Below are 25,594 nucleotides of genomic sequence, written 5' to 3'. Positions count from 1 at the left end.
CAAAATTAAAAAAAGCAACGAACCCAACACAGAACCACCTCTACTTCCAAAACTCCTTTAGCGTATTTATCATATTATATTTTACAGATACCCTTTTATGATGTGACCATTCATTTGGGAACAGTTCTTTATATCTATAAGTTCCATATCTATCATCTATTAAAAGAATCACACCTCTATCCTCTTCCGTCCTGATAACTCTTCCTGCGGCTTGCAATACCTTATTCATTCCGGGAAAAACATATGCATAATCAAAACCATTTTTGTTATTATGATTAAAATAGTCCTTGATTATATCTCTTTCAAAACAAATCTGAGGCATCCCGACGCCAACTATTGCTGCGCCTATGAGCTTTTCTCCGGCTAGATCAATTCCTTCTGAAAAAATACCTCCCATTACTGCAAAAGCTATCAAATCATTTTCATCTTTAAATCTTGACAGAAATTCTTCACGCTCGACCTCTGTCATTGAGGGATTTTGGATAACTATATTTTTATCCGGATTTCTTTCAACCAGGGTCTCATAAATATTTTTCATATATATATAAGAAGGAAAAAAAATAAAATAATTCCCTACCTTGCTATTAATAAATGTTTCAATACTTTCTACTATATTAATATATGTTTTTTCTCTATCCTTGTATTTTGTTGAGATATGATCATTTACCATTAAACACAAATTCTCTCTTGGAAAAGGAGAGCTGAGTCTAATATGATAATCCTCCTTGTTGCCTCCCAGTAGATCACGATGATATTCTAATGGAGTTAGGGTAGCTGAAAAGAAAATTGCCGTCCTGCCTCTTTTTAGTGCTAAATTCAATAAATATGAAGGGTCTGCACAATATAGCTTTAGTACCATATCTCTTCCATTGTTTTCAATACTCGTAACATAATGCTCATCATAAAAATCCGAAATCTTTATAAAGGTAATTAGATTGAAGTAAAATTCCAATATCTTATCATAATCGGGATGATCCTTCTTTTCTATCAGAAACGGCTCCATCTGAGCTATAAGCTTTGTTACCGGATAATACAAATCGCTTATTTCTTCTACTTGATAAAAATTATCCTTTATATCCTTATCTTTTTTCAATTTATTAAATATCGTATTTAATTTGTTCATGCTCTTATAAATCTGTATATATTCTTCTTTAAAAATATCCTTTAATTGCAAAATATCCGCCTTGCTTAAGGAGGCCGAGAACATTTCCCTTGACCTATCCACCAGGTTGTGAGCTTCATCTATTAAAAATACATAATCTTGACCTTCCGCTTCAAAGAATCGTCTTAAATAGACTTGAGGATCAAATACATAATTGTAATCGCAAATCACCACATCGCACCAAAGACTTATATCTAATGAAAATTCAAATGGACATACATTATATTTCTTTGCATATGAGATGATTACTTCCCGAGATATTAAATCCTCATTTTTTAAGATGTCCATTATAGCATCATTGACCCTATCATAATGCCCCTTTGCATATGCACAATCTCTGGGATTGCACTTCACCTCATGGTTTAGGCAAATTTTCTCCTTGGCGGTAATCACTAATACCTTGGCTCGTAAGCCTTTACTCATCATTATTTCCATTGAATTGAGAGGAACTTCACGGGTGATTGTCTTTGCTGTAAGATAAAATATCTTGGAAGAAATTCCTTCACCTATGGATTTAATGCTGGGAAATAGAGTGGACATGGTCTTTCCGATTCCAGTCGGAGCTTGCGCAAATATATTTTTACCTTCCCTAATTGTTTTATATGCTGCAACAGCTAGTTCTCTTTGTCCCTTTCTATATTTAGAAAAAGGAAAATCCAATGTCTTAATGCTTTTATCCCTTATTTCTCCCCAATCAAAGGTTAGATTTGCCCATTTGATATATTTATCAATTACATCATATAAAAAGTCCTTTAATTCATTTGTTGAAAATATCCTATTAAACTTCTTTATCTCTTCAGTTTCTATGTGAAAATATGTAAGTTGAATCCCTATTTCATCCAAATTGTTTTGAGTAGCATAAATAAATCCGTAGCATTTTGCCTGCGCCCAATGTAATGGGTTATAGTCCTCTTCAATATCCTCAAGATTTCTAGTAGTACTCTTTATTTCATCTATAATTGTTTCCCCGCCTTGGGTTAGGATACCGTCTGCCCTTCCTTCCAATAAAATTCTATATCTATCATAATCTATACTATATTTTAAATAAACCTCAGATTGATACTCATATCCATAGGATTTCTGCACCTTTTGATGAGCAAAGGTACCTTCTAAAGCTCTGTTCATGGACATAAAGCTATTGTCTATATCCCCGGAGCGAAGTACAAATTCTATTAAATTCCTAACCGATACTTTTATAATGTTTTCCATGTCTATCATCCTTGAGTCTTTATATAAGTAAAATTATATCCTATAATGCAAGAAAAAAACAGAGGTCAAACTCTCTACCAATCCTTGCACCTTGGTTACCATTAACCTACACAGAGTGATGACATAGATTAATAATTGTTTTTTTGTCGAAAAATGATATAATAACAGTAAATTGAATGTTTGCATTCAAAATCTTAAAAATAAGGAGGATATATTGAAGACATTAGCTGTTATAATCTTTTTACTAACGTACATATTATTAATTGCCTTACCGAATTACAGGGCTTATATCGCACTATTATCAGCTTTAATCTTTGTATTTACAGGAATATTACCTATGAACAAAGTATTTTCTACTGTAGACTGGAATGTTATTTTAATGATTGCAGGAACTATGGGGATTGTATCGTTATTCATTGAATCAAAGATGCCGGCATTGCTTGCCGATATCATTCTTGAAAAAATGCCAAATGTCAAATGGGCAATTATATCATTGTCATTATTTGCAGGCATTATTTCTGCATTTGTGGATAATGTGGCAACTGTTTTAATGGTAGCACCTGTAGCCTTGGATATTGCAAAAAAACTTAAAATATCTCCGGTTAACAGCATAATAGCCATTGCTGTTGCATCGAACCTTCAAGGGGCTGCTACATTGGTTGGAGATACAACGTCAATATTGCTTGGCGGATTTGCCAATCTTAATTTCTTGGATTTTTTCTTTTTCAAAGGAAAACCCGGATTGTTCTGGGTAGTACAAGCCGGAGCATTGGCATCAACTTTCGTATTGATGTATTTATTCAGAGGTGAAAAGCAACCAATAAATAAAACGGAAAGGACAAAAGTTCATGATTATTTTCCATCATTTTTACTAATTCTAATGATAGTCTTATTGATTGTAGCTTCTTTCTTACCAAATATGCCTAGCACGATTAATGGAATCATCTGTGTAGCCTTATTTATCGTTGGTATCGTAAAAGACATATTTACAAGAAAAAATACTACAGTTGCCTTAAATGCAGTTAAAGAGATAGATTATTTTACCATTCTTTTGTTAACAGGGTTGTTTATTGTAATCGGCGGCATAACAGAAGCAGGTGTGATAAATGACATTAGTAAACTGTTTGTCAAACTAAGCAAGGATAATCTATTTGTGATATATACTCTAATCGTTTGGGCATCAGTATTATTCTCAGCTTTTATTGACAATATACCTTATGTAGCTACTATGCTGCCTGTTACCGCTTCTATCGCAAGTTTACTGAATATAGATCCATATATTCTATATTTTGGATTACTTACAGGTGCAACTCTGGGAGGAAATATGACTCCTATCGGAGCTTCTGCAAATATTGCTGCTCTGGGAATATTGCGTAAAGACGGATACGAAGTAAGTGCAAAACAATTTATGAAAATAGGTGTTCCATTTACATTGGCTGCTGTAACCGTAGGCTATGTAATGATTTGGTTGATTTGGGCCTAGTAATTAAAACACTCTTTGAAGTTCAAAGAGTGTTTTATATTACTGTAATTCATCGGTTTCATCTGTATTTTTTTTAATAGTGATCTTTACTAATTGTATCCTTTTATCTAATACTTCTTCTATATAAAATACGACATTTTCGTATTCAACTTTTTTCTGTTCGCCATCATCCGGTATATAACCTAAAATATCAATTAAAAATCCTCCAAGAGTATCATAATCCTCAGAGTCCTCATCAAGTTCAGTTCCTATTTTACTATTTAATTCCTTAATAGAAACAGAACCCTTTGCATAAAAGTTCATATTGTCAATTGTCCTAATATCGGGTTCGTCATGGTCATATTCATCATCGATATCCCCCATGATTTCCTCAATAAGGTCTTCCATCGTTACGACTCCGGAAAATCCACCATATTCATCAATCAAAACTGCCATATGTAACCTTTTTGATTGCATCTCAAGAAACAAATCATTTATATTTTTCCTCTCAGGAACAAAATATGCCGGACGCAGTATTTTCTCAATGTCAATATTATCAAATCCGGAGTTGTAAGCTTCAAGGAGAAAATCTTTTATATACAAAATTCCAATTATATTATCTAGATCCTCTTCATAAACCGGAATTCTTGAATATTTAAGTCCTAACATTTCTTTCAAATAAATTTCAATCGGATCTTCTATATCAATCATAAAGACTTCAGTTCTTGCAGTCATTATCTCTTCTGCAAGTTTATCATCAAATCCCATAACACTATCGATCATCTCACGCTCAATAGGATTGATTACGCCTTGCTCTTGACCAACTTCTACCAGAGAACGAATCTCCTCAACGGTAACTTTTTCCTCCACTCCTTCATTGCTAAATCCAAATATACGCATTATGAGATTTGTTGAAAATGAAAGAAATGTAATAAAAGGATTCATAATCTTTGCAACGCGTTTAATAGGTTTGATAGCAAATTTAGCAAATTTCTCAGAATTCTGCAATGCAACTCTCTTGGGTACCAACTCTCCAAAAACTAGAGTTATATATGACAGTATAAAAGTAACACCTATAAAGGCTATATCATTTCCAAACGGAATTCCAATATTCACTAAACTCTTTCCTAATATATCTGAAATTCCAACAGCTGCTTGTGCAGATGAGAAAAAACCTGCAAAGGTTATGCCTACTTGTATTGTGGATAAAAATCTTGATGGTTCCTTGAGTAAATCCAACAACATTTCTGCTCTTTTATCGCCTTCATCAGCTTGTATGGCTAGTTTTTTCTTATCGAGTGATACTATTGCCATTTCTGATGCCGCGAAAAAAGCATTTAACAAAATTAAAATAAAGATTACAAACAATTGCCCCAAAATATTGGCTCCAGGGTCAGAATCCATTTTTTACCTCCTAGCAATTAATTACTATTATATTTTTTAATATTACTATAATAACATAAAATATCAATCATTTAAATATAACTCATAATTTTTATGTTAAATATATTACTAATGCCCGGGATGACAAAGTATTAAAAAAAGAATTTTGGCATTTCAATCTTTTTTTGTTATAATATATTCTATTATTATCTTTTGTATAGGAGGTTTTCTATTGGAATATTCTTTATTTGAATATTTATGGTTCTTTATGATTTATGCTTTTCTTGGTTGGTGTTTAGAGGTATCTTATCATGTTGTCAAATCTAAAAAATTTATAAATAGAGGGTTTTTAAATGGACCCGTATGTCCTATTTATGGTGTCGGTATGGTCATTTTAATTTTCTTTTTAACGCCATTATCAAATAATTTTTTACTATTATTTATAGGCTCGGTACTACTTACATCTATGCTGGAATTTATTACAGGGTTTGTATTGGAAAAAATATTTCATGATAAATGGTGGAATTACTCACAGGAACCCTTCAATATAAAGGGATATATCTGCCTGACCTTTTCGATAGCTTGGGGTCTAGGAGCTATATTAATCTTAAATATAGTTCACCCTATGATAACAGTTTTAGTGTCTTTCTTGCAAAATAAAATTGGTTTATTGTTGTTGATATTGGTGTCAGGATGCTTTATAGCCGACTTTATTATAACAGTCTCAGGTATCTTGGAAATAAAGAAAAAATTGAAGATTCTCGAAGAAATTGCAGAAAATCTGCAATCATACTCTGAGGATGTAGGTGAATATATTTACAAAGGCATGACCTTAGCAATCAAAACCAAGGAAAATATAAAAACAAAACTTGATGAACAGAAATTAGAAATTGAAGACAATTTTAATGATAGTAAACAAAAAATAGAAGAATTAAAAATGAAATATGAAAGTATAAAAAAAGAGAAGAGCTTCGTACACAAGCGTTTGGAAGAAGCATTCCCAAATATTAAAAAGAAACTCGATAAAATTGATCATCACAAAAACGATTAAAACAAACAAAAAAACGGTCAAGTTAGATCCAATCATCTTACTTGACCGTTTATTTTACTTAACTCTTTTTGATTTATAGCCGCATCCAATATGTCTCTTGCAATTGTCACAAATTGCTTCACATTCCACAAGGGATTCCTCTATTCCGCCAATTTTATGTTCTCTTGACTTTACATCCTTAAGAATAACAATTATCTTCTCATATTCGCTATCGGATGAGGAATGAATTTCCAGTGTTATGCTTCCTTGCGCATTTCCCAATCCTCCTGCGCCTATGGGAAAACAGTCTACATCAGCTAAAGTTTTAATGGCCTCGATTTCTGTAAATAACTCTCCATATAGGGGCATCAAACCAACTGACATTCCCCAAGACAATGATTTTCCGGTTCTGCCGCTCTTTTTTATAATTTCTCTCAAGTCTCCGGGAATCATTTTTTCAATCCCAACAGGAATGATTACTTTAGCACCTTCAGTATACCACGAGCTCAAAGATTGACCTACAGCTCCGCCTCCGGGGCTGCCTGCCATAATTGCTGCATTTCCATTATTGTCAAATGCATTTGCACCGCATATTATAAGGTCTCTGTGTGTAAATTTCAAGACTTCGTCTACTATTTCATCATCTATATTTGACCATTTACCTTTATTGTATACAATTGAATGAGGTCCTTCAACCACAGTCTTCCCGGCAACAGTCCCTCGAGGAGTTATTCTGCCGCTTATCCTAAGCTCAACGTTCAATAACTTCTCTGTAATTTTAGATACCGTAGTTCCTCCTTTAAAGAGTATTTTCCCGTCTTTCATTGTGTCAATCAATATCGGATGATTTAACATTCCCAATGCAATTATTTCTTTGCCTTCCTCTACAGTTAATGTCACTTGTGCTTTTTTCATTGAATCACTCCTGCTTATATTAAGACTTTTCCATTTTCCATTACAAGTTGATCATCTAAATATAAGGTTGGTTCAATTATAATCCCATCAAGATGACAATTTGCTTTATTGATTCCCCCAAATGATACGTTAGTGCCAAAGGCTATGTGAACAGTTCCATATATTTTTTCATCTTCCAGAATTACTCCTGTAAGCCTTGCAGCAGGGTTTGTTCCGATTCCCAGCTCTCCTATTGTGGAATTATTGTCATTATCGAATAATATTTGTAGCTTATCCGAGTCTTCTCCTTCAAGCTTAACAAGTTTTCCATCTTTCAGCTCTACATAAAGGGGAGATTTTAATAGCCCTACTCCAACCATACTTCCATCGATTATCATGCTTCCGTTTGCAGAGTCTTCGACAGGTGCTATATATGCCTCTCCGGATGGGAGATTGCCTGCCTCTCCCGGATTTCTATATATTCCCGTGCTGGGAACTCCTTTTCTATTCTCTAATGACATCTGAAGAGTATGTCCATCTTTAATAATCTTAGCTGTTTTTGCTTTTGTTAGAAGTTCGGTAAATTTTAATGTAAGTGCTTCTACCTCACCATAATCAGCAGTAATTGCACCTTTTTCAAACATTTCCTTTGTTATGCCAGGCATACTTGCCAATCTGGCGCCTGCCTTGATTGCATTGATTTTAGCATTTGTATGCGTAATTGACGTAGAAGTTGGACATATGATCACATCAAAATTTTTCATAGCCTCAGCAACTACTTCCGGAGGTTCCTCTCCGCTTACCTTTCTAGGCTCCATAACCATCAAAACAGCTTCTTTACAAAGATTTTTTGCTTCATTATACAAAGACATGCCAATATCCTGTTTCTTATCATCTGTTAATATCAGTACATTTTCACTGTCTTTAACACCCATGCAATCCTCAATTACAATTCTATTGCCAGATTTTTTACTCATAATCATCACCTCATTATCATGGATTGAGTATTTCTCCAAGAACTCTTGCTACCATGGTTCTAGCTACCACTGTAGGTACTTTAGTTCCCATAGCTACTCTATTTTTCATTTCTTGATTATATCCTATACAATCCATTACTATAATATCAATATCTTCATAATTTTTCAATCTTTCAATTGATTTAGCAAGTTCATCTTCTTCAGCATAAGGGGAAGCATTGACTACCACCACATCAACTCCCGTTTCGCTCCATTTTTTTTGACACTGAACTACCTGATCTTTATCAGGAGTAATTACAGCTAGTTTTCCCTTGCCTATAAGATTTGGCGTAACACTATGCAATATCTTCTGTGGATATAATATAGGCTTAGTGGATGAAAATATATCAGGAAATACTCCTGTACAGATAAATAAAATTGTATCTGCACCTTCAGATTCCAGCTTATCTATGCATGATTGCAATCTCGGTAAAATATGTTTTTCAGCAAATTTTACACTTCTGCCATCCTTAAGTTTTGATACTAAAACATAATCGCCTTTTTCAGGTTTAAATTTTAATATATCCTCATATGTTAATCCATCCAAAGCACCTGCTTGTATTACTTCAACATTTTCACCTAAATACGGCAACATTTCAGGGATGACATCATCCCTAGGCGATTGTCCGATTGTAATAGCTCCAAGTTTTCTTTTCACGATTAACCCTCCTATTTTCCTAGAGTTTGAATGTGATTCATACTTCCGTACAATTCATTTAATTTCTTAAATTCATCCTTATCAAAGAAATCGCAATTTCCTCTTCCAAATGATTTTGCAACCTCAAGTACGAACCTAGCAGCTTGCTCCAAATCAAATGGATGGCTTGCTCCTGTGGCACAACCGGGGACAGCAACCTCAGATGTAATGGCAACTCCGACAACAGGAGCATTTGTTGCTGTGGATGGCTGCAATATGCTGTTTAAATGATAAACATCATTTCCATAAGGCGTTATATCTTGAGTAGTTATAGGAAATACTACAGGCAATTTCCCTGTTGTAGTTTGCATGATATCCAATAAATCATCACTTACCTTTAAGATATATCCTTCTTTTACAGTTGGAGAAATAGAAAATCCTCTATGGTTAATTACTCTGTTGCCCTTAGTCGTATCAATTGATAATATGGCATCTAACTCTCCATTTACTTCTTCTTTATTTACAGTAGCCATATCAACCGGAGATCCCATAAAAGGCACCGGTTTGTGAGGCTGAGTTGGTGCATCGGGACAAATATGTGTGGATATTATAACATCTCCGTCCAAAAAATCACCTTTAGCTTGCATATCAAGTAATTTAGCTGCAACAGCTAATGCTACAATAGCCCCATCTCCATCTGAAACCATTCCTATCATTTCCGGTCTTGCACCGATGCCTCCTAATCTTCCAAGCACCCCAAGTGTAGGAGCATCCATACCTTTTGATTTTCCTTTTAGTCCCGGAATTTTTATTCTTACAAAATCCGTCTTTCCCTTTTCTCCTCTTATGGTCTTTACCTCTATATTCTTAGCACCGAGGGTCTCCATATATTCTTTCATCTTCTGACCGCTTGCTGTTGCTGTATCTACGTGTTCATATACATCTAAAATTTGTTTTAATAGCATTTTACACCTCCGTTATACATATTTTACTATTTCCTTGTTTACTATGGGTTCGATTTCCTTAAGAAGATTTAAATCATGCATTCCGGCACCTAATTTTATATTGTTCTTCTTAGTAGCTATAATTACAATATTCATGCCTTTTTTAATATCTGCAGTTGTAATAGGTTTTCCGGATTCCTCGTCGAAGGACATAATAAGATCCGGGAATGTATACAATCTCTTATCTTTATTTTCAAGTGTCATATACTCATTCCAAAATGTCATTTCAACACCATCTACTATAACCTTGCCTACATCAAATCCACCCTTTGTAACAAGTTCAAATTCAGAAACCAATCCTTCTACAACAACTTCTCCGTTTAGAAAATCTACTACGGACTTTATGGCTTCTGCAGGAGATGTAGCTAATCCTTCATAGAATTTTTTGCCGGTTTCTATTGCATGACTAACGCCATTTATTGCTCCATTTTCTTTAATATATTTAGCTTTTACTACATTTCTTGCAACAGCAACTAATCCGCCGGCATGTACAGCTCCTTGTCTAACTACAGCCGAAGCCTTAAATATATCCCCGCTGATAAAGCCCTCCACTCTGTTTTTTAACTCAGGATTTCCCCCTGCATATGCTTGATAGGAAATAAATCCGGGAATATTGTTAAGCCCCATGCCTCCCATTGTTCCGGTTGGATGTGCTCTTCCGTTACACGGAGCATCTATCAATGGAATATTTAATATAGCTGACTGTATCCATCCATTGATGGTAGCTGCTCCACCATTTTCATTGGTTATGATTCCGCCAACTTTTAATCCCATATTTTCCTCCAATATTTCAACAGTTCTTACATAATCCCTAGGCTTTAAAAATTTATCTGCAGCAGCAGGTGCTCCTACGGAAGATGCGGTAACAATCAATACATCATCATCAATTTCGGATATATCCATAAGATTCAAATCTCCATAATCCAGAGCAATACTGCCGGATGCACTTCCAAGCTCTGAGGAACCTCCTCCACCGCCTCCTAGGATTGTTCCTCCTACCAATGCATATTTCAGCATCTCCTTATTAAGTTTCATGCTTACACCTCCGTTTTTTATTGTGTTTTTACACATTCATAATAAGCAATTTATTGAACGATTTAAAAATTAAATACAGGCTACTAGTAGCCTGTATTTTTTAATTATTCTCAATCAACTTATGGTAAATTTGCGGTTTACGATCTCTAAGATATGATATTTCAGTCCTAAATTTATTAACATCATCTAAATCAATAGAAAATACTTCAACCATTTCTTTATCCATAGGTAATTCACATTCAACCTTTCCCCTGGGATTACATATTTTGCTTTTCCCAAAAAGATGTAAATCATCTTCCATCCCAACTCTATTGACTCCTACCGTAAAAAGTATGTTTTCCAGTGCACGTTGAGACATATTTAAGTCCCACATATCAACATCTTGGATTCTCCATGCAGCAGGAATAAAGATTATTTCTGCACCTCCTAAACATAATGATCTCGCTGCCTCTGGAAAGCCTGAATCGTAGCATATCATTATTCCTATTTTCCCATACTTTGTATCAAATACCGGATAATCTGATCCTTCACGAAAATACAATCTATCTAACGCCCATAAATGACTTTTTGCAAAACTACCTACCTTATTTCCAATATCGTCAAAAACTATGGTTGAATTGTAAACAATCCCCGGAACCTCCCTAATTTCACCAAAAGATGCTAAGACATATAGATTATTATCTTTTGCAGCTTGAGACATATTTTCACATGTATAATCATAATATTGTATACTTAAATCTACCATCTTTTCTTTAAGAATGTCTAAATTGTAACCAGTTGCAAACAATTCAGGCAAACACACGATATTAGCCCCTTTATCAGCTGCCTCTTTTATTAATTTCACCGCTTTGGAAACATTTTCTTCTACTTTCCCTAAAGCTGACTCAAATTGAATAATTCCTATATTTACTAATCTGCTCATTTAAATCATCCTTTCTATACATTAATTTAAGAATCTTTTACTGATATTTTCATCAAGCCATAATAAATAATAGCGCTAATAAAAATTCCATTTATAGGAGGAATAAACAAATTATATTTAGTGGAAATGAAAGATACAATCGAACCTATAATCCATGAAATAAGTGCATTGAAATTAATATTTGTTCTTTTTATTAGTTTTTGCTTGTTTATAATATAATAATCAATCCACATAACTCCTGCCATAGGCGCAACTGTATTGCTTAACAAACTAAGAAAGTTTTCAAACTTAAAAATTATACCTGTAGCAGCAATTATAGTACCTATAACACCAGCTATAAGTGTTAAATTATCTCTACTTACATTCGAAAAAATATTTTTAAGTGCTAATCCCCCAGAATAAGCATTCCCAACATTTGTAGACCATGAAGCTAATAATAATATTAAAAACGCTATTGTACCAAATCCTAAATCTGCAAGTACTTGAGTTATATCCCAAGAAGGTGAATTCATTGCAAGAATCCCTGCAGCAGCTTGTTGAAATACAGAAATTATTGCAAACCCTACAACCCCGATTATTATAATATCTTTCAACCCCTTAGTGAATCTAAGTTGATCAGGTGAAATAACAGCTCCAACAATTATTAAGCCGATTACCATATTTAGACCTTCTCCGAGACTTATAGTCTCACTAGGAGTATAACTTAGAATTGAATCAAAGCTATTAATAGATGTAGCTTTAAAAACTCCCCATGCCATAAGTATAATTAATGCAGGAACAGCTACATAATTAAACTTTGCCATTGCTTTAAATCCGAAAACTGCAAAAACCATCATCAATAAGCCTAAAACAATTGTAGCAAGGGTTAGATTTATGTTTGGAAATATCTTTTGCACCGACAACCCTGCAACACCAGTTTGTATTCCAAACCATCCAAAGCTACTAATTGCTAATATACTTGAAATTATAAATTTGCCGCCTTTTTCACCAAAAACGCTTTCAGCTAATACATAGGTATTCAATCCTTCCTTAGATCCCATATATCCTTGAATTGCTAAAATAAAAACTAAAAGTATATTTCCTATAAAAGAAGTCAAAAGCATTTCTTTAAATGTCATACCTGCAATAAGAGTTCCTCCGACCATCAGCTCTGAAATAGCAATGTTACTTCCAAGCATGTTAAATAAAGGGGCTTTCCATCCTACACGTTCATTATCGGGGACTCGACTAGTTGATAATTGATTTTCCCTATCAATTGACATATTAACACCTCCAAGTTTTAAGATCATCAAAAAATTTAAAAAATTTCAAATCCCTACTATAATCTTCCTCTACTATTGATTTTATCTATTCATGAGCTTCCCCACCTTTGTTTTAGTTATTAATCTCTTTTACAAGGTAATATGATTATTTATTAAATAGTATAACAATTTACACTTTACTTAACAATCATATGAAAGCATAAAAGAAACTGATTCAATTTATGTAAGTTCATAAATCAAATCAGTTTTAAATGAATATTTCCTATTTTATTTTGATTAATTTCTTTAGTTTTAATCCCATTTGAAGTGCAAATAATCCCTCACTGTCATCTGGAGAATAACCTGTAATTTCTTCAATTCTATTGAGTCTATACCTTAAAGTCTCCACATGAATATATAATTTATCTGCAACCAAAGATTTTTTAAAATTATATTTAAAATAGGTTTCCAATGTTTCCATTAGATTGGTTCCACATTTCTTATCATATTTTTCCAAACTTTTTATGGTTCCTTTATAATATTTCTGAATTTCACTGCTATTCTTGAGAGGATAAAGCAATTTTATAGTATCCAAAGAATTGTAAAAAATTATATCATTATCGCTAAAAAGAACTGCCAAACTTGCTTCTTCATAAAGTTTCTTAATATCTTTCAGTTCTTTATATGGTCTTGCTACACCTATGGATTCCTTAAATATATCTTCGTAGATTTTAATTTGTTCAACTAATCTTGACAGAAAATCATCAATTAAGTCTGAAGACTTGCACTTTATTACAATAAAAATTTCATCATTATTAACCGTGGATAGGTAATTATTTTTATCAATTATGCTATTTAAACAATTATAAATAATTGACTGGTGCTCATCAATATCTTCATCTTCCTTTAAGTTTAATTTGATACATATTCCGTAAAGAAGGCCTTCTTCATCCCAATTTAAATTGAGTTCAACATTTTTATAAAATTCATCTGGAAGCTCATTGCTATTTAACATGATTTCAACCGATGCCTTATTGACTCTAGACTTTAAAATACTTGTTGTCCGTTCAGTTTCCAATTTCATAGATATAATTGAAATCCCGTATTCAATCGTCCTTTTTGCCAGTTTATCCAATTTCATTTCATTAGTGATATATACATATGCTACATTTTTACCCTTTACAATTATCGGATATAAACTTATAAACGAGTTATGTATTTCTGCATTAAATACAGAATTCTCAATTTGTTTTATCATGTTTATATTCATCTTATTGAAAGGACTGATTATAGATAACCTGTCATATTTCTCAGGATTGATAATATTGTAACACATAAGATTATATGAATCATCAAATAAAAACACATTAGAGTTAGATAGATTCGATAAGGAATAAATAATGCCATCAATGTTCTTGTTTTCAAATGATAGATTAATAAGCTTCTCATAAATATCATTTAACTTTAAAATATATTCATTTTTTCTATAAAAAAGCATATCATAAAAGCTTGAGATTGTGCTGGTATAAACAACATCATAGGGGATTTCAATAAGAGGTATTTTAAATTCATTTGCTTCAGCAATCAATTTGTTACTTATGTTTCCAAAATATCTATTTTTCTTTATTCCGATAGCTGAAACACCCTTTGCATTTGCATCAATCATCATTCTTTCTTTATACTCTTCATTATATATAAACGCATAACCTGTTGTTAATAAAAATTCCCCACCTTCTAACCAGTCAATCCCAGTAGGAGTTTCAAGTATAATGATATGTTTACACCTCTTTTCAAGTCCTTCTCCTCCAGCTAACAGTTTATATCCTTTAAACGCCGGAAGGTTAAGGACTTCTTTCACAGATAAGCTTTCTTCTCCATAATCTGATTTTACACGTTTCATATCATTTATAAGATTTTGAATATAGTCACTCATCCATACTCGCCCCTTTAAACTGTATCTCATCTTTTAATCCATCTATCATTTACCATCTTCACATTATAGTCCTTATTGCTTATACCACAATAGGGACACCTTTTAACACCCAATACCCTATCCGCAGTAAATATTACGGGTTTTGAGCAGTATGGGCACCAAAGTTCTTTTTTCTTTAGTACTGCTGTTTTCGGAATTTTCTTATCCGGAATTTCATTCTTAGTATTTATTATATCAAACATATCAATTTGTTCCATCACATTTACACCTACTCGGAATATAACATGTAATTCAGTATAACATAAAATCATTACAATTCACAATCGAAAAGATAGTTAAGAACTAAGAGCTAAGAGTGAAGAGGTATTAGGTGGGATCCTCCTTAAAAAAAGATAGTGCATGATATATGATATACACTATCTTTTTTCTTTACACATATTCTCAAACTACATCAGCACATTCTTTGAGTAACCAAATAATGCTCACTATTCAAGCGCCTTATCTTTTAGCAATATGATCACATTATCATATATACCTTTCCCAGTTTCCTTCACAACAAGAGGGTTTGTTTCTGCATCATAATCTGTTTCATCATATGAATTGCCTATTTGAACTTTAAGGATATCCATTCCTTCAGGAACATCAAAATGAATTGTATATTCTCCGATCGGTATGTCTTTCATCTGATAAAGATATTTTGAATTCCAAGGTGAAGTACCTTCCTTATATTCTTTACCGGTTATTTTATTTTTAATATAAAATGACCCTTTTAGTTCTCCAAAATTAATACCATTACCTGCTATTCTATAGTTTTTGTAAAGCCCTACCTGTACTTTACCTTCCTTAACTATCGTACTAACCGATATCCTTCCTTTTAGATCTTCAGCTGTAGTTTCCTCTTCAACTTTAATTCTCCATTGTGCAGAATTATCTTCAATTTGATTTGCTAACTTCCCATCAACTTTTACTTCTTCTACTATTGATACATACTCTTCTTTAATATTTATGTTAGCATAAGTGTTTTCAGTAATTTCACTCTTTATTATAAACACACTTTCCACTTCTACCGGAAATTCCGGTTCGACTACGGGTTCAAATACTTTTACTATAGCTTCTACTTTAAGGTCTATACCCTTCTTATTTACAACTCCCCTTGGTAATTCAAATCTGCCGATTGCATTATAGTTTCCTATTACATCCTTATCATAATTTTCTATAGCCCAATCCAAAGCCACAGTATGGGTCCTATCTCTGCTATCCAATATTGTTGTACTACTTGGCAACATACTTTTTGCTGTCTCTTCCGTAGTCCCTATTTCTACTTCTATTCCATCTACCTCTGTTATACTTACTAGTTGTGCCGGTTTTGCTTCCGGATCTGTAATAACTGGTTTACCATCATCAATCCACAGCTCATGGGTATATTTAATTTCTCCTCTAACTATATATTTCTCTACATCGATTATATCTGCAAGCCTAGAAAGATTATCTGTCAATGCCTTCCCGTAGTCCAAATATACGCCCGCCTCAGTCTCAAGATATACTAATCTTCCCTTTTCTTCTGCAATTCCTACATAATGTACTATTGCATCATAAAGAGCTTTATCCCCCTCTAGGGATTGTTCAATTGCTTCAGCATAATCAACATAAACCATATTATTATTTTCATCTTGGAAAATAATTGATTTTATTACAACATCATTTCCCCCAGCATTTGCAAACCCTATAGTAGAAATCATTACAAGTATTACCATAATTAAAGATATGGTCTTTTTTGTAAATAGTTTTTTCATTTAAGCTCTCCTCCCTTTTTCTCATTATTTCTAGTCTGCAATGTCCTTAACGAATACAGTTTTCCTATACTCCATACCATTTCCAATCGCTGTTATTTCTACTTCATCTCCTATATTTAAGTAAAGCGATGTTCCCTTCCATTTTCCATCATCTTTGTCAAACTTCAATTCATTTCCATTTGCTATGACTTTCAATGGTTGGCTTTCCTTATTCCATATTACATGTATATATGTGATTCCTAGGAAGTCCTGTTTTGCTATTATTTGAATCCCTGCCTTATTTATTATATTATCTAGTGCAAATATCGCCTCCCCACGAGTTATATTGTTCAATGGTTTAAAGTTTCCATCAGGATACCCTGCCATATATTTCTCATTGGCAACAGCTCCGATATAGCCTCGGCTCCACTTCATCCGTTCCTGATCTTTAAACATTTTTGAACCTTCTTCATACTGATTGAGGTTGGTCATTTTTGCGATTATGGATGCGACTTCTTCTCTTGTGATTAATTTGTCAGGCCTTATAGTGCCATCTTCATATCCATTTATATAGCCTGCTGCCTTTGACTTTTTAATAGTGCTAAGATACCACTTCCCTTCTAATACATCCTTAAAATCGATATCTACCTCTTCTGTAAATCCAAATGCATTGTTTATAAGACTCATAAATTCTGCTCTTGTAATCTCATTTTTGGGTCTAAATGTTCCATCATTATAGCCTTTAGCAAGTCCTTTATTTGTCCAGTTTAGAATCACTTCTTCCCCCCAATAGCCTTCAATGTCGCTAAAACTGGCATAAGAAAATACTGGACATAGTAGGATAACTGCCAACATTACAATACAAATTAATCTATTCTGCTCTTTAGATTTCTTCTGTTGTTTTTTCATCGACTTCCTCCTTCCTTTTTAATATATAATATTAGTACAAGCATAAATATATTCATTATTTTAATTGTTCACTAAAATATTTAAAAAAATAAAACCGGACTGCAGAATCTGCAACCCAGTTTTATTGGTTTTCAAGATATAATCCGACTATTTATTGTATAATCAAATTAACTTATATTCTTACCAGAGGTGATAGCTTGTTAAGTGTAAGATTACTAGTTTCTTTTTTAATACTATATCACATTCACAATTGTTAAATATATTAACGGAATTATAATTGAAGGCAGCATATTTGCAACCTTAATCTTTTTAATTCCCAATAGATTGATACCTATGGCTAAGATCAATATACCTCCAACCGCTGACATTTCATTAATAACATTTACCGTTAAGAGATCCTTTGCGGAATTCGCCAACAATGTAATTATGCCTTGATAAATAAATACAGGAATGGCAGAGAAGGCTACCCCTATTCCAAATGTTGAAGCAAATAATATGGCAGTAATACCGTCCAGTATTGACTTAGCAAATAAGGTTTCATGATTGCCTGTTAAGCCGGACTCCAAAGCTCCTACTATAGCCATAGCACCTATGCAATATACCAGAGATGCTGTGACAAAGCCTTTAGAAAAGTTTGAATCCCCTTTGCCAAATTTCATTTCCATATTGTGGCCTAATTTTTCAAGTTTGTAATCAATATCTATTATTTCGCCAATGATACTACCTACTACAATACTTGCTATAATCAATACAATATTATCGGTTTTTATTCCACCCATTATTCCAATTATCATTATAGAAAGACCAATACCATCCATAATTGTGCTCTTATACTTTTCTTTTATGCCCTTTTTTATAATAATTCCCAATAATGCTCCTAATATAATAGCTATACTGTTTACAATTGTACCTAACATTTTACGGTCATCCTCACTTTGCCTTATTATTTAATGTCAAAAATACTTACATATTATATAAGAATACACTATTTTAGAGAAATTTGCCATAAAAATATAATTTATATGCACTTTGATTTTTATATGTGCTAAAAAATAATGTGGATCCTTCGCTTTAGGCTCAGGATGACAACAGCAGTGATCTTGGGTTCTGTAAGGTCATTATAATCAATGCTCGTGTCATCCTGAGTCAGGCAGTATAAACTTGACTATCGAAGGATCTCCTCTTTCAATTATGAACTGTGAATTGTGAATTATGAATTAAATAAAGTTGTTCCATAAATTTTAACCTGTCCAATATACTCTAATATGTTTAGAAGCATAGCTTTTTGTATATATATAAAATAACTATATTGATAGTCATTATCATTTAGAGATTTATATATATTAATAAAGGAGGTAAAATTTATGCATCTTGAAGATTATAATCCCCTTGACAATACAATGTATCAAATCATGGATAAGAGTGGAGAAATTGTCAAAAGTGAAGATATGCCTTCGTTTACCGACGAAGAATTATTGTATCTATACAAAACCATGCTATATGTAAGAATCATCGATGAGAGAGCGTTATCCTACCAGAGACAGGGTAGAATGCTTACCTACGCTCCAAATACCGGACAAGAAGCTGCACAAATAGGTTCAGCTTATGCAATGGAAAAGGGAGACTTTCTCGTACCTGCTTTTAGAGAGCTGGGCGCTTGGCTTGTAAGAGGAGTTCCTCTTAAAAACATCTATCTTTATTGGTACGGCAATGAGTGGGGAAGTCATATGCCTGATGACGTAAATGTATTACCCGTTTCAGTTCCTATAGGATCCCAATTCCAACATGCTGTCGGAATCGGAATGGCAAACAACATCAAGGGTGAAAACAATGTAGCAGTTGCCTACGTTGGAGATGGAGGCACCTCCCATGGGGACTTCCATGAGGGACTAAACTTTGCTTCTGTGTTTAAAGCGCCTGTTGTATTTATTATTCAAAACAATCAATACGCTATCTCAGTTCCAAGAAAAAATCAGACGGCAAGTGAAACTTTGGCACAAAAGGCTATTGCATACGGTATACCAGGAATCTTGGTAGATGGCAATGATATATTTGCCATGTACGCTGCAACTAAAGAAGCGATCAGAAGAGCTAGAAATGGCGAAGGTCCTACCTTGATTGAAGCCTACACCTATAGATTTGGTCCCCATACAACTTCCGATGACCCAACTAAATATAGAGAAGATGAAGAAGTTGAATCTTGGAGAGATAAAGACCCAGTTGTTAGATTTAAAAACTTCCTATTAGATAAAGGTATTATCACTGAAGAATGGGAAGAAAACATCAAAAAAGAATTAGATACGGGAGTAGCAGCAACTTTTGAAGATATCGAGAAAAATTCAGTTTACGAAGTTGATGACATCTTTAAGTATCATTATGCAACAATGCCTCCGCATTTAGAGGAACAACTCAATGAGTACAAAGTATTTTTGCAAGGAGGTAAAAATCATGTCAAATAAATTGAACTTAATTCAAGCTGTAACCCAAGCTTTAGACAATGAATTGGAACTTGATAAATCAGTTGTAGTATATGGAGAAGACGTTGGAGTTGAAGGCGGAGTTTTCAGAGCTACAGTCGGACTTAGAGAAAAATATGGTGAGACTCGGGTATTTGACAGTCCCTTGGCTGAATCCGCAATCGTAGGTTCTGCAGTAGGTATGGCTATCAATGGATTGAAACCTGTAGTCGAACTTCAATTCATGGGATTTTCATACCCTGCATTCAATCAAATAATAAGTCATGTTGCAAGAATGAGAAACAGATCCCGAGGTCGATTTAATCTGCCTATGGTAATCCGTGCTCCTTATGGAGGAGGTATTCGCGCATTAGAACATCACTCTGAAAGTACCGAGGCAATGTATGCCCATATTCCTGGGCTTAAAGTAGTGATACCATCTACTCCATATGATGCAAAAGGACTTTTAATAGCAGCTATCAGAGACCCCGATCCTGTCTTATTTTTAGAACCAAAGAGAATTTATCGAGCATTTAAACAAGATGTACCGATTGAGGATTATGAACTTCCTATTGGCAAGGCAAAGCTGGTCCAAGAAGGAGAAGATGTAACTATAGTAACTTGGGGTGCAATGGTTAGAGATGTTCAGAAAGCTGTAGAAATAGTAAGTGAAAAGGATGTTCATCCGGAAGTCTTAGACCTCCGTACTATTTCTCCAATGGATCGAGATGCAATCGTAGATTCAGTTAAGAAAACAGGAAGAATAATTGTAGTCCATGAGGCGCCCAAGTCCTTCGGAGTAGGGGCTGAAATCGTAGCATTGGTCAATGAAAAAGCATTTCTTTACTTGGAAGCTCCGCCAACTAGGGTAACGGGGTTTGATACTATATTCCCATTGGCAAGAGGAGAGCATCACTATATCCCAACTCCTGAAAGAATTGCAAGCTCAATACTTGATGTAGTGAAATTTTAGGTAAGGAGGGAGATACTTTATGAAATATGAATATCGTTTTCCGGATATTGGAGAGGGTATCCACGAGGGTACCATCATAAAATGGTTAGTTGATATAGGAGACAATGTAAATGAAGGAGATTCTATAGCCGAAGTTGAAACCGATAAGGTCACCACGGAAATTCCAACACCAAAGAGCGGTAAAGTATTGGAGCTGATGGCCGATGCAGGAGATGTAATCAATGTAGGTGAAGTTTTTATAACAATTGATACATCCGGTGAAGCTGATGAGACTGAGGCTCAGGTAGATGCAAATAAAGAGATAGTTGAAGAAGAGACAGCCGGTGTAGTCGGTGAAGTTATAGTGTCATCAGAAGAGATACCTCCTAGTACAGAAGGCATCGTCTCAACTAAAAAAGCGGTAAATAAGAAAAAAATACTGGCAACTCCAGTAGCAAGAGCCTTGGCTAAGGACTTGGGCGTTGACATCAATGAGGTAATAGGCACAGGTCCTGGCGGACGTGTAATGAAGGAGGATATCCGAAACTTCAAAGACTCATTGTCAGAAATTGAAGAACCAAAGTCCAAAGTTGATGAAGTTTCTAGTGATTTTGTCAAGCTTGAAAAAGAGGTATCTAAAGGTGAAAGCATAACAAGAGTTCCCCTTACTAGAATAAGAAAGACCATTGCAGAAAAAATGACTCAATCAAGATTTACTATACCTCATACAACTGCAATGGATGAAATAGATGTCAGTAAATTAGATGATTTTAGAAAGAAATATAAAAGCATATTGAAGGAAGAGGATGTAAATCTAACCTATTTGCCATTTATAATTAAGGCAGCAATTACAGCTTTGAAGATATTACCGGAATTTAATGCATCATTAGATGAAGAAAATAATGAGCTTATCTTGAAACATTTCTATCATATAGGCATAGCAACGGATACAGAAAGAGGGCTTATGGTACCTGTAATTAGGAATGTGGATAGAAAATCAATCGTTGAACTTGCCAAGGCTATAGTTGATTTAGGCACTAGAGCTAAGGAGAATAAGATTGATTTAAGTGAACTTAAGGGAAGCACCTTTTCCATTACAAATTATGGCTCAATAGGAGGATATTATGGAATTCCTATCATAAATTATCCGGAATCAGCTATATTGGGACTAGGCCGTGTAGTCAAGAAACCTATAGTGCGAGATGATGAGATTGTAATAGCTAAGATACTCCCCGTATCCCTATCCTATGATCATAGAATTATAGACGGTGCAAGCGGAGCACGATTCCTAAATATATTGAGGGAATTGTTAACTGACCCTGAGCTATTGTTGCTAAAATCTTAAGGGGTGATTAATTTGACTTATGATGTAATAGTAATAGGCGGAGGTCCCGGAGGATATGTTGCCGCTATTAAGGCGGCTCAACTCGGGGCAAAAGTAGCAGTTGTAGAAAAAGAAAGATTAGGTGGGGTATGCTTGAACTGGGGGTGTATCCCTACCAAGACCTTGCTTCATAATGCAAAACTCTATAAGGATATTCAGAAAAGTGGGGACTTGGGAATAAGGGGAATAGACAAAGAAAAACTAAATATCGATTGGAAATCGTTTATAGCCCACAAGGATTCGGTAGTAGATAGACTTGTTTCAGGAATATATATGCTATTTAGGAAAAACAAGGTAGATTTAATAGAAGGAATGGCACAGATAATAGACAAGACCCATGTTGAAGTAAATGGCCAAACTTTAGAAAGCAAAAACCTAATTATCGCTACCGGAGCCAGTGAAAATATCCCCGATTTACCTGGGCTTAAGGATGGTTTTGACAAAAGTTTACTCCTAAATAGCAGGGCTACTCTTCAAATTGAAGAGATACCAAAGGAACTGGTAATACTCGGTGGTAATGTATACGCAGTAGAATTTGCTACGCTTTTCAATGCATTAGGATCAAATATTACTATGATTTTCAATTCTGATGGAATATTATCTACAGTTGAAAAAGAAATGTCCAAGACTTTAGAAAGGCAGCTTAAAAAAGATGGAGTTAAAATCATAGCAAAAGCGGAAATAAAATCTCTGTCTTATGAAGGTATAATCGCTGATGTGAAGGGCAAAGAAAAAATATATAAGGCTGATAAATATCTATTGTCTTTAGGGATAAAACCTAATTTATCTGGATTAGAAAATTTGAATTTGAAATTAAATTCTAAAGGATTTGTAGAAACAAACGAAAAAATGGAAACAAATATAAAAGGCGTCTATGCAATAGGTGACGTGAATGGAAAATACCCATTAGCCCATGTGGCTTCTGCTGAAGGGATTGTAGCTGCAGAAAATATTATGAGTAAAGTGAGCAAGATGAATTACAATCATGTACCGCTAGTTGCATATACTTTCCCTGAGATTGCAAGTGTCGGTCTTACTGAAGAGCAAGCTAAGGAAAAGGGGCATGATATTACCATAAGCAAATTCCCTTTATCTGCTAATGGAAAGGCACTTTCTGAAGATGATACTGTAGGATTTATTAAAATAATTTCTGATAATGAATATGGTGAAATAATCGGAACCCATATAATGGCAGGTAATGCGAGTGATATGATTTCAAGTGCAGTAGCAATAATGCAGCTTGAAGGAACAGTATTTGACATGGCTAAAACGATTCTTCCCCATCCTACTTCATCTGAAATATTTATGGAAGCAGCTTTTGGGGCTATAGATAAACCAATTCATATTTAAAAATATTCTTCTCATTCTATGGTAATACTAAATAGAATGGAGGGATATAATGGAATTTGTTAGAAAATATCGGCTTAAAAAAAATGATGACGGATATATGCTTATCCTATATCTTGATATGGGGTTAACTGAATTTGCTGATGAATTTGGAAGCGAAAGAGAACAAAAAAATAATATAGAAAAATTTATTGAGGAAATCATCAGAGTTAAGTTCCCCAATATCAGGATCAATAGCATCAAATTGGTAGTAGGCACTATTGTAGTTGCAACGATAACTTTGCAAAGTTCTGATTCCTTTGGAAAATCAAGTAATAGTTATCATATGAGTTATGCTTATTTTGAAACCGGCAGCCAAATAATTGATACATTAAACAAAACAGGCGATGTGCTGGATGTAGTCTCCCCTAGTTATTTTGATTTAACTCCCGATGGCAACCTACAATTAACCTCCCAATTTGATCCTTATACCATTAAACAAATGCAGAACAATGGATTTAAGGTTGTCCCTTTCCTTGCCAATCACTGGGATCGTGACGTAGGAAGAGCGGCTATTTATAATAGGGATAATTTGGTAAAGGAAATTGCAGATGTCATAAATAAGTATAATCTTGATGGCGTGAACGTTGATATAGAAAATGTAACTGTTGAAGATAAGGAAGCCTTTACGCTGTTTGTAAAAGCATTGAGAGAGGCATTACCTAAGGGAAAAGAAGTCTCTGTAGCTGTGGCTGCCAATCCCCATGGTTATACAGGAGGATGGTATGGCTCATATGATTATGCAAATTTGGCAAAATATGCTGACTATCTGCTAATCATGTCCTATGATGAACACTACGAAACAGGTGATCCAGGCCCGGTTTCCAGTGTAGGATTTGTGGAGGATTCTATCAATCATGCGTTAAAATATGCTCCACCTTCTAAGATTGTAATTGGCATGCCCTTCTTTGGCAGATGCTGGAGTGATGATGGCAGCATTAAAGGAAAGGGCACAAGCCTTATAAAAATCAATGAACTCATTGCAAAATACAATGGGACTGTAACCTATGACAATAATTCTAAATCTCCAATGGCTAAAGTAAATATTACAGGATATGAAGCGGGTTTCCCCATAGGCGGATATACTATTTGGTTTGAAAACGAGGAATCAATCCTAGGTAAATTGCAATTAATTGAGAAATATAATCTAAGGGGAGCAGGAAGCTGGAGCCTTCATCAGGCTACTCAAAATATCTGGAACGCCTACAATCAATGGGCTAATGGAAGCAGACTCTTCGTGGATGTTGGAGAAGGCTGGGCTAAGGCACATATACTTTCCGTATATGAAAAAGGCTGGATGCTCGGTACTAGGGACAGTTATTTTGAACCTAACAGGGCTTTGACTAGAGCGGAAGCTGCCACTCTCTTGGTTCGTGTTTTAGGATTGCAAAATACAGGTTCTAATATATCATATTTTAAAGATATTCCGGTCAATCATTGGGCAAGGAAAGATATTGAAATAGCTGTAGGGCATGGAATAATGGAGGGACTAGGAAACCAAAAATTTGCTCCTGATGCCTCCCTTACGAGAGAGGAAATGGCAACATTATTGTCCAGATTATTAAAGATAAGCCCTTCCAATAAATATAAAAACCACTTTAAAGATGTTGACTCTTCAAAGTGGTCATATCCATATATAGTAACAATGGCAGAAGAAAATATATTTGAAGGTTTTGATGACGGGACTTTCAGACCTAAAGACAAAGTCACTCGGGCACAAATGGCTGCGCTGCTTGATAGAATAAAGAATATGATACCTTAGGCAATGATAAGGGTCGGTACCCCACCCCGACCCTTATCATTTTGT

At 34.4% G+C, this 25,594-nt stretch carries 21 protein-coding genes; 7 read left to right on the top strand and 14 right to left on the bottom strand.

What is annotated here, in order from left to right; translation table 11 throughout:
* Positions 1–40: 40 nt before the first annotated feature.
* Positions 41–2,371, bottom strand: coding sequence for an ATP-dependent DNA helicase (locus H8707_RS05450; protein WP_262429127.1), 2,331 nt, complete (start codon positions 2,369–2,371; stop codon positions 41–43).
* A 214-nt stretch (positions 2,372–2,585) separates the two neighbouring features.
* On the opposite strand from H8707_RS05450, the gene H8707_RS05445 reads away from it, so the two are divergent.
* A complete protein-coding gene (locus H8707_RS05445) occupies positions 2,586–3,854 on the top strand; it encodes an ArsB/NhaD family transporter (protein WP_262429126.1) in 1,269 nt (422 codons plus the stop codon).
* A gap of 39 nt (positions 3,855–3,893) precedes the next feature.
* On the opposite strand, the gene H8707_RS05440 is transcribed toward H8707_RS05445, so the two are convergent.
* Positions 3,894–5,237 carry a hemolysin family protein gene (locus H8707_RS05440; protein ID WP_262429125.1) on the bottom strand — a complete coding sequence of 448 codons (1,344 nt, stop codon included), beginning with the start codon at positions 5,235–5,237 and terminating at the stop codon, positions 3,894–3,896.
* Between the two features lie 211 nt (positions 5,238–5,448).
* Here H8707_RS05440 and H8707_RS05435 point away from each other — a divergent pair, with 211 nt between their 5' ends.
* A complete protein-coding gene (locus H8707_RS05435; protein WP_262429124.1) occupies positions 5,449–6,267 on the top strand; it encodes a putative ABC transporter permease in 819 nt (272 codons plus the stop codon).
* Positions 6,268–6,321: 54 nt separating this feature from the next.
* On the opposite strand, the gene H8707_RS05430 is transcribed toward H8707_RS05435, so the two are convergent.
* The 12 genes from H8707_RS05430 to H8707_RS05375 all read right to left on the bottom strand — a co-directional run bounded on the left by H8707_RS05430 (position 6,322) and on the right by H8707_RS05375 (position 18,526).
* Positions 6,322–7,161, bottom strand: a complete 840-nt coding sequence (locus H8707_RS05430) for a hypothetical protein (RefSeq protein ID WP_262429123.1) — start codon at positions 7,159–7,161, stop codon at positions 6,322–6,324.
* Positions 7,162–7,175: 14 nt separating this feature from the next.
* Entirely contained in the window at positions 7,176–8,117 is a 942-nt protein-coding gene (locus tag H8707_RS05425) for an aminopeptidase (RefSeq protein WP_262429122.1), read from the bottom strand.
* Between the two features lie 16 nt (positions 8,118–8,133).
* Complete coding sequence (locus H8707_RS05420) at positions 8,134–8,814, bottom strand: AroM family protein (RefSeq protein WP_262429121.1); 681 nt, start codon at positions 8,812–8,814, stop codon at positions 8,134–8,136.
* 11 nt (positions 8,815–8,825) lie between these two features.
* Complete coding sequence (locus tag H8707_RS05415; protein ID WP_262429120.1) at positions 8,826–9,758, bottom strand: DUF1177 domain-containing protein; 933 nt, start codon at positions 9,756–9,758, stop codon at positions 8,826–8,828.
* Positions 9,759–9,770: 12 nt separating this feature from the next.
* On the bottom strand, positions 9,771–10,832 hold the full coding sequence (locus tag H8707_RS05410) for a DUF917 domain-containing protein (RefSeq protein ID WP_262429119.1): 1,062 nt from the start codon (positions 10,830–10,832) through the stop codon (positions 9,771–9,773).
* A 100-nt stretch (positions 10,833–10,932) separates the two neighbouring features.
* Positions 10,933–11,754 (bottom strand): nitrilase-related carbon-nitrogen hydrolase, encoded by an 822-nt coding sequence (locus tag H8707_RS05405; protein ID WP_262429118.1) that lies wholly within the window; start codon positions 11,752–11,754, stop codon positions 10,933–10,935.
* 26 nt (positions 11,755–11,780) lie between these two features.
* The gene (locus H8707_RS05400; protein ID WP_262429117.1) at positions 11,781–13,016 is read right to left on the bottom strand and encodes a cytosine permease; all 1,236 of its coding nucleotides are present in this window, start codon (positions 13,014–13,016) and stop codon (positions 11,781–11,783) included.
* A 262-nt stretch (positions 13,017–13,278) separates the two neighbouring features.
* Entirely contained in the window at positions 13,279–14,928 is a 1,650-nt protein-coding gene (locus H8707_RS05395; protein WP_262429116.1) for a PucR family transcriptional regulator, read from the bottom strand.
* Positions 14,929–14,954: 26 nt separating this feature from the next.
* Entirely contained in the window at positions 14,955–15,185 is a 231-nt protein-coding gene (locus tag H8707_RS05390; protein WP_262429115.1) for a hypothetical protein, read from the bottom strand.
* 228 nt (positions 15,186–15,413) lie between these two features.
* Entirely contained in the window at positions 15,414–16,721 is a 1,308-nt protein-coding gene (locus H8707_RS05385) for a hypothetical protein (protein WP_262429114.1), read from the bottom strand.
* Positions 16,722–16,751: 30 nt separating this feature from the next.
* Positions 16,752–17,609 carry an S-layer homology domain-containing protein gene (locus tag H8707_RS05380; protein ID WP_262429113.1) on the bottom strand — a complete coding sequence of 286 codons (858 nt, stop codon included), beginning with the start codon at positions 17,607–17,609 and terminating at the stop codon, positions 16,752–16,754.
* Positions 17,610–17,842: 233 nt separating this feature from the next.
* Positions 17,843–18,526, bottom strand: coding sequence for a DUF554 domain-containing protein (locus H8707_RS05375; RefSeq protein ID WP_262429112.1), 684 nt, complete (start codon positions 18,524–18,526; stop codon positions 17,843–17,845).
* Between the two features lie 447 nt (positions 18,527–18,973).
* Here H8707_RS05375 and pdhA point away from each other — a divergent pair, with 447 nt between their 5' ends.
* Genes pdhA through H8707_RS05350 form a run of 5 tightly spaced genes read left to right on the top strand, consistent with a single transcriptional unit; the run spans position 18,974 to position 25,549 of the window.
* A complete protein-coding gene (gene pdhA / locus H8707_RS05370; RefSeq protein ID WP_262429111.1) occupies positions 18,974–20,068 on the top strand; it encodes a pyruvate dehydrogenase (acetyl-transferring) E1 component subunit alpha in 1,095 nt (364 codons plus the stop codon).
* On the top strand, positions 20,058–21,038 hold the full coding sequence (locus H8707_RS05365; protein WP_262429110.1) for an alpha-ketoacid dehydrogenase subunit beta: 981 nt from the start codon (positions 20,058–20,060) through the stop codon (positions 21,036–21,038). The genes pdhA and H8707_RS05365 overlap by 11 nt, the downstream gene beginning before the upstream one ends.
* A gap of 19 nt (positions 21,039–21,057) precedes the next feature.
* Positions 21,058–22,362 (top strand): dihydrolipoamide acetyltransferase family protein, encoded by a 1,305-nt coding sequence (locus H8707_RS05360; RefSeq protein ID WP_262429109.1) that lies wholly within the window; start codon positions 21,058–21,060, stop codon positions 22,360–22,362.
* A 12-nt stretch (positions 22,363–22,374) separates the two neighbouring features.
* Positions 22,375–23,751: a dihydrolipoyl dehydrogenase gene (gene lpdA, locus H8707_RS05355; RefSeq protein WP_394354638.1), complete on the top strand. Its 1,377-nt coding sequence runs from the start codon at positions 22,375–22,377 to the stop codon at positions 23,749–23,751.
* 49 nt (positions 23,752–23,800) lie between these two features.
* Positions 23,801–25,549 (top strand): glycosyl hydrolase family 18 protein, encoded by a 1,749-nt coding sequence (locus tag H8707_RS05350; RefSeq protein WP_262429107.1) that lies wholly within the window; start codon positions 23,801–23,803, stop codon positions 25,547–25,549.
* Positions 25,550–25,594 lie beyond the last annotated feature (45 nt).

This window comes from Paratissierella segnis (genome assembly GCF_014385195.1).
GTDB lineage: Bacteria > Bacillota > Clostridia > Tissierellales > Tissierellaceae > Paratissierella > Paratissierella segnis.
This window is presented reverse-complemented; position numbering and strand designations above follow the sequence as displayed.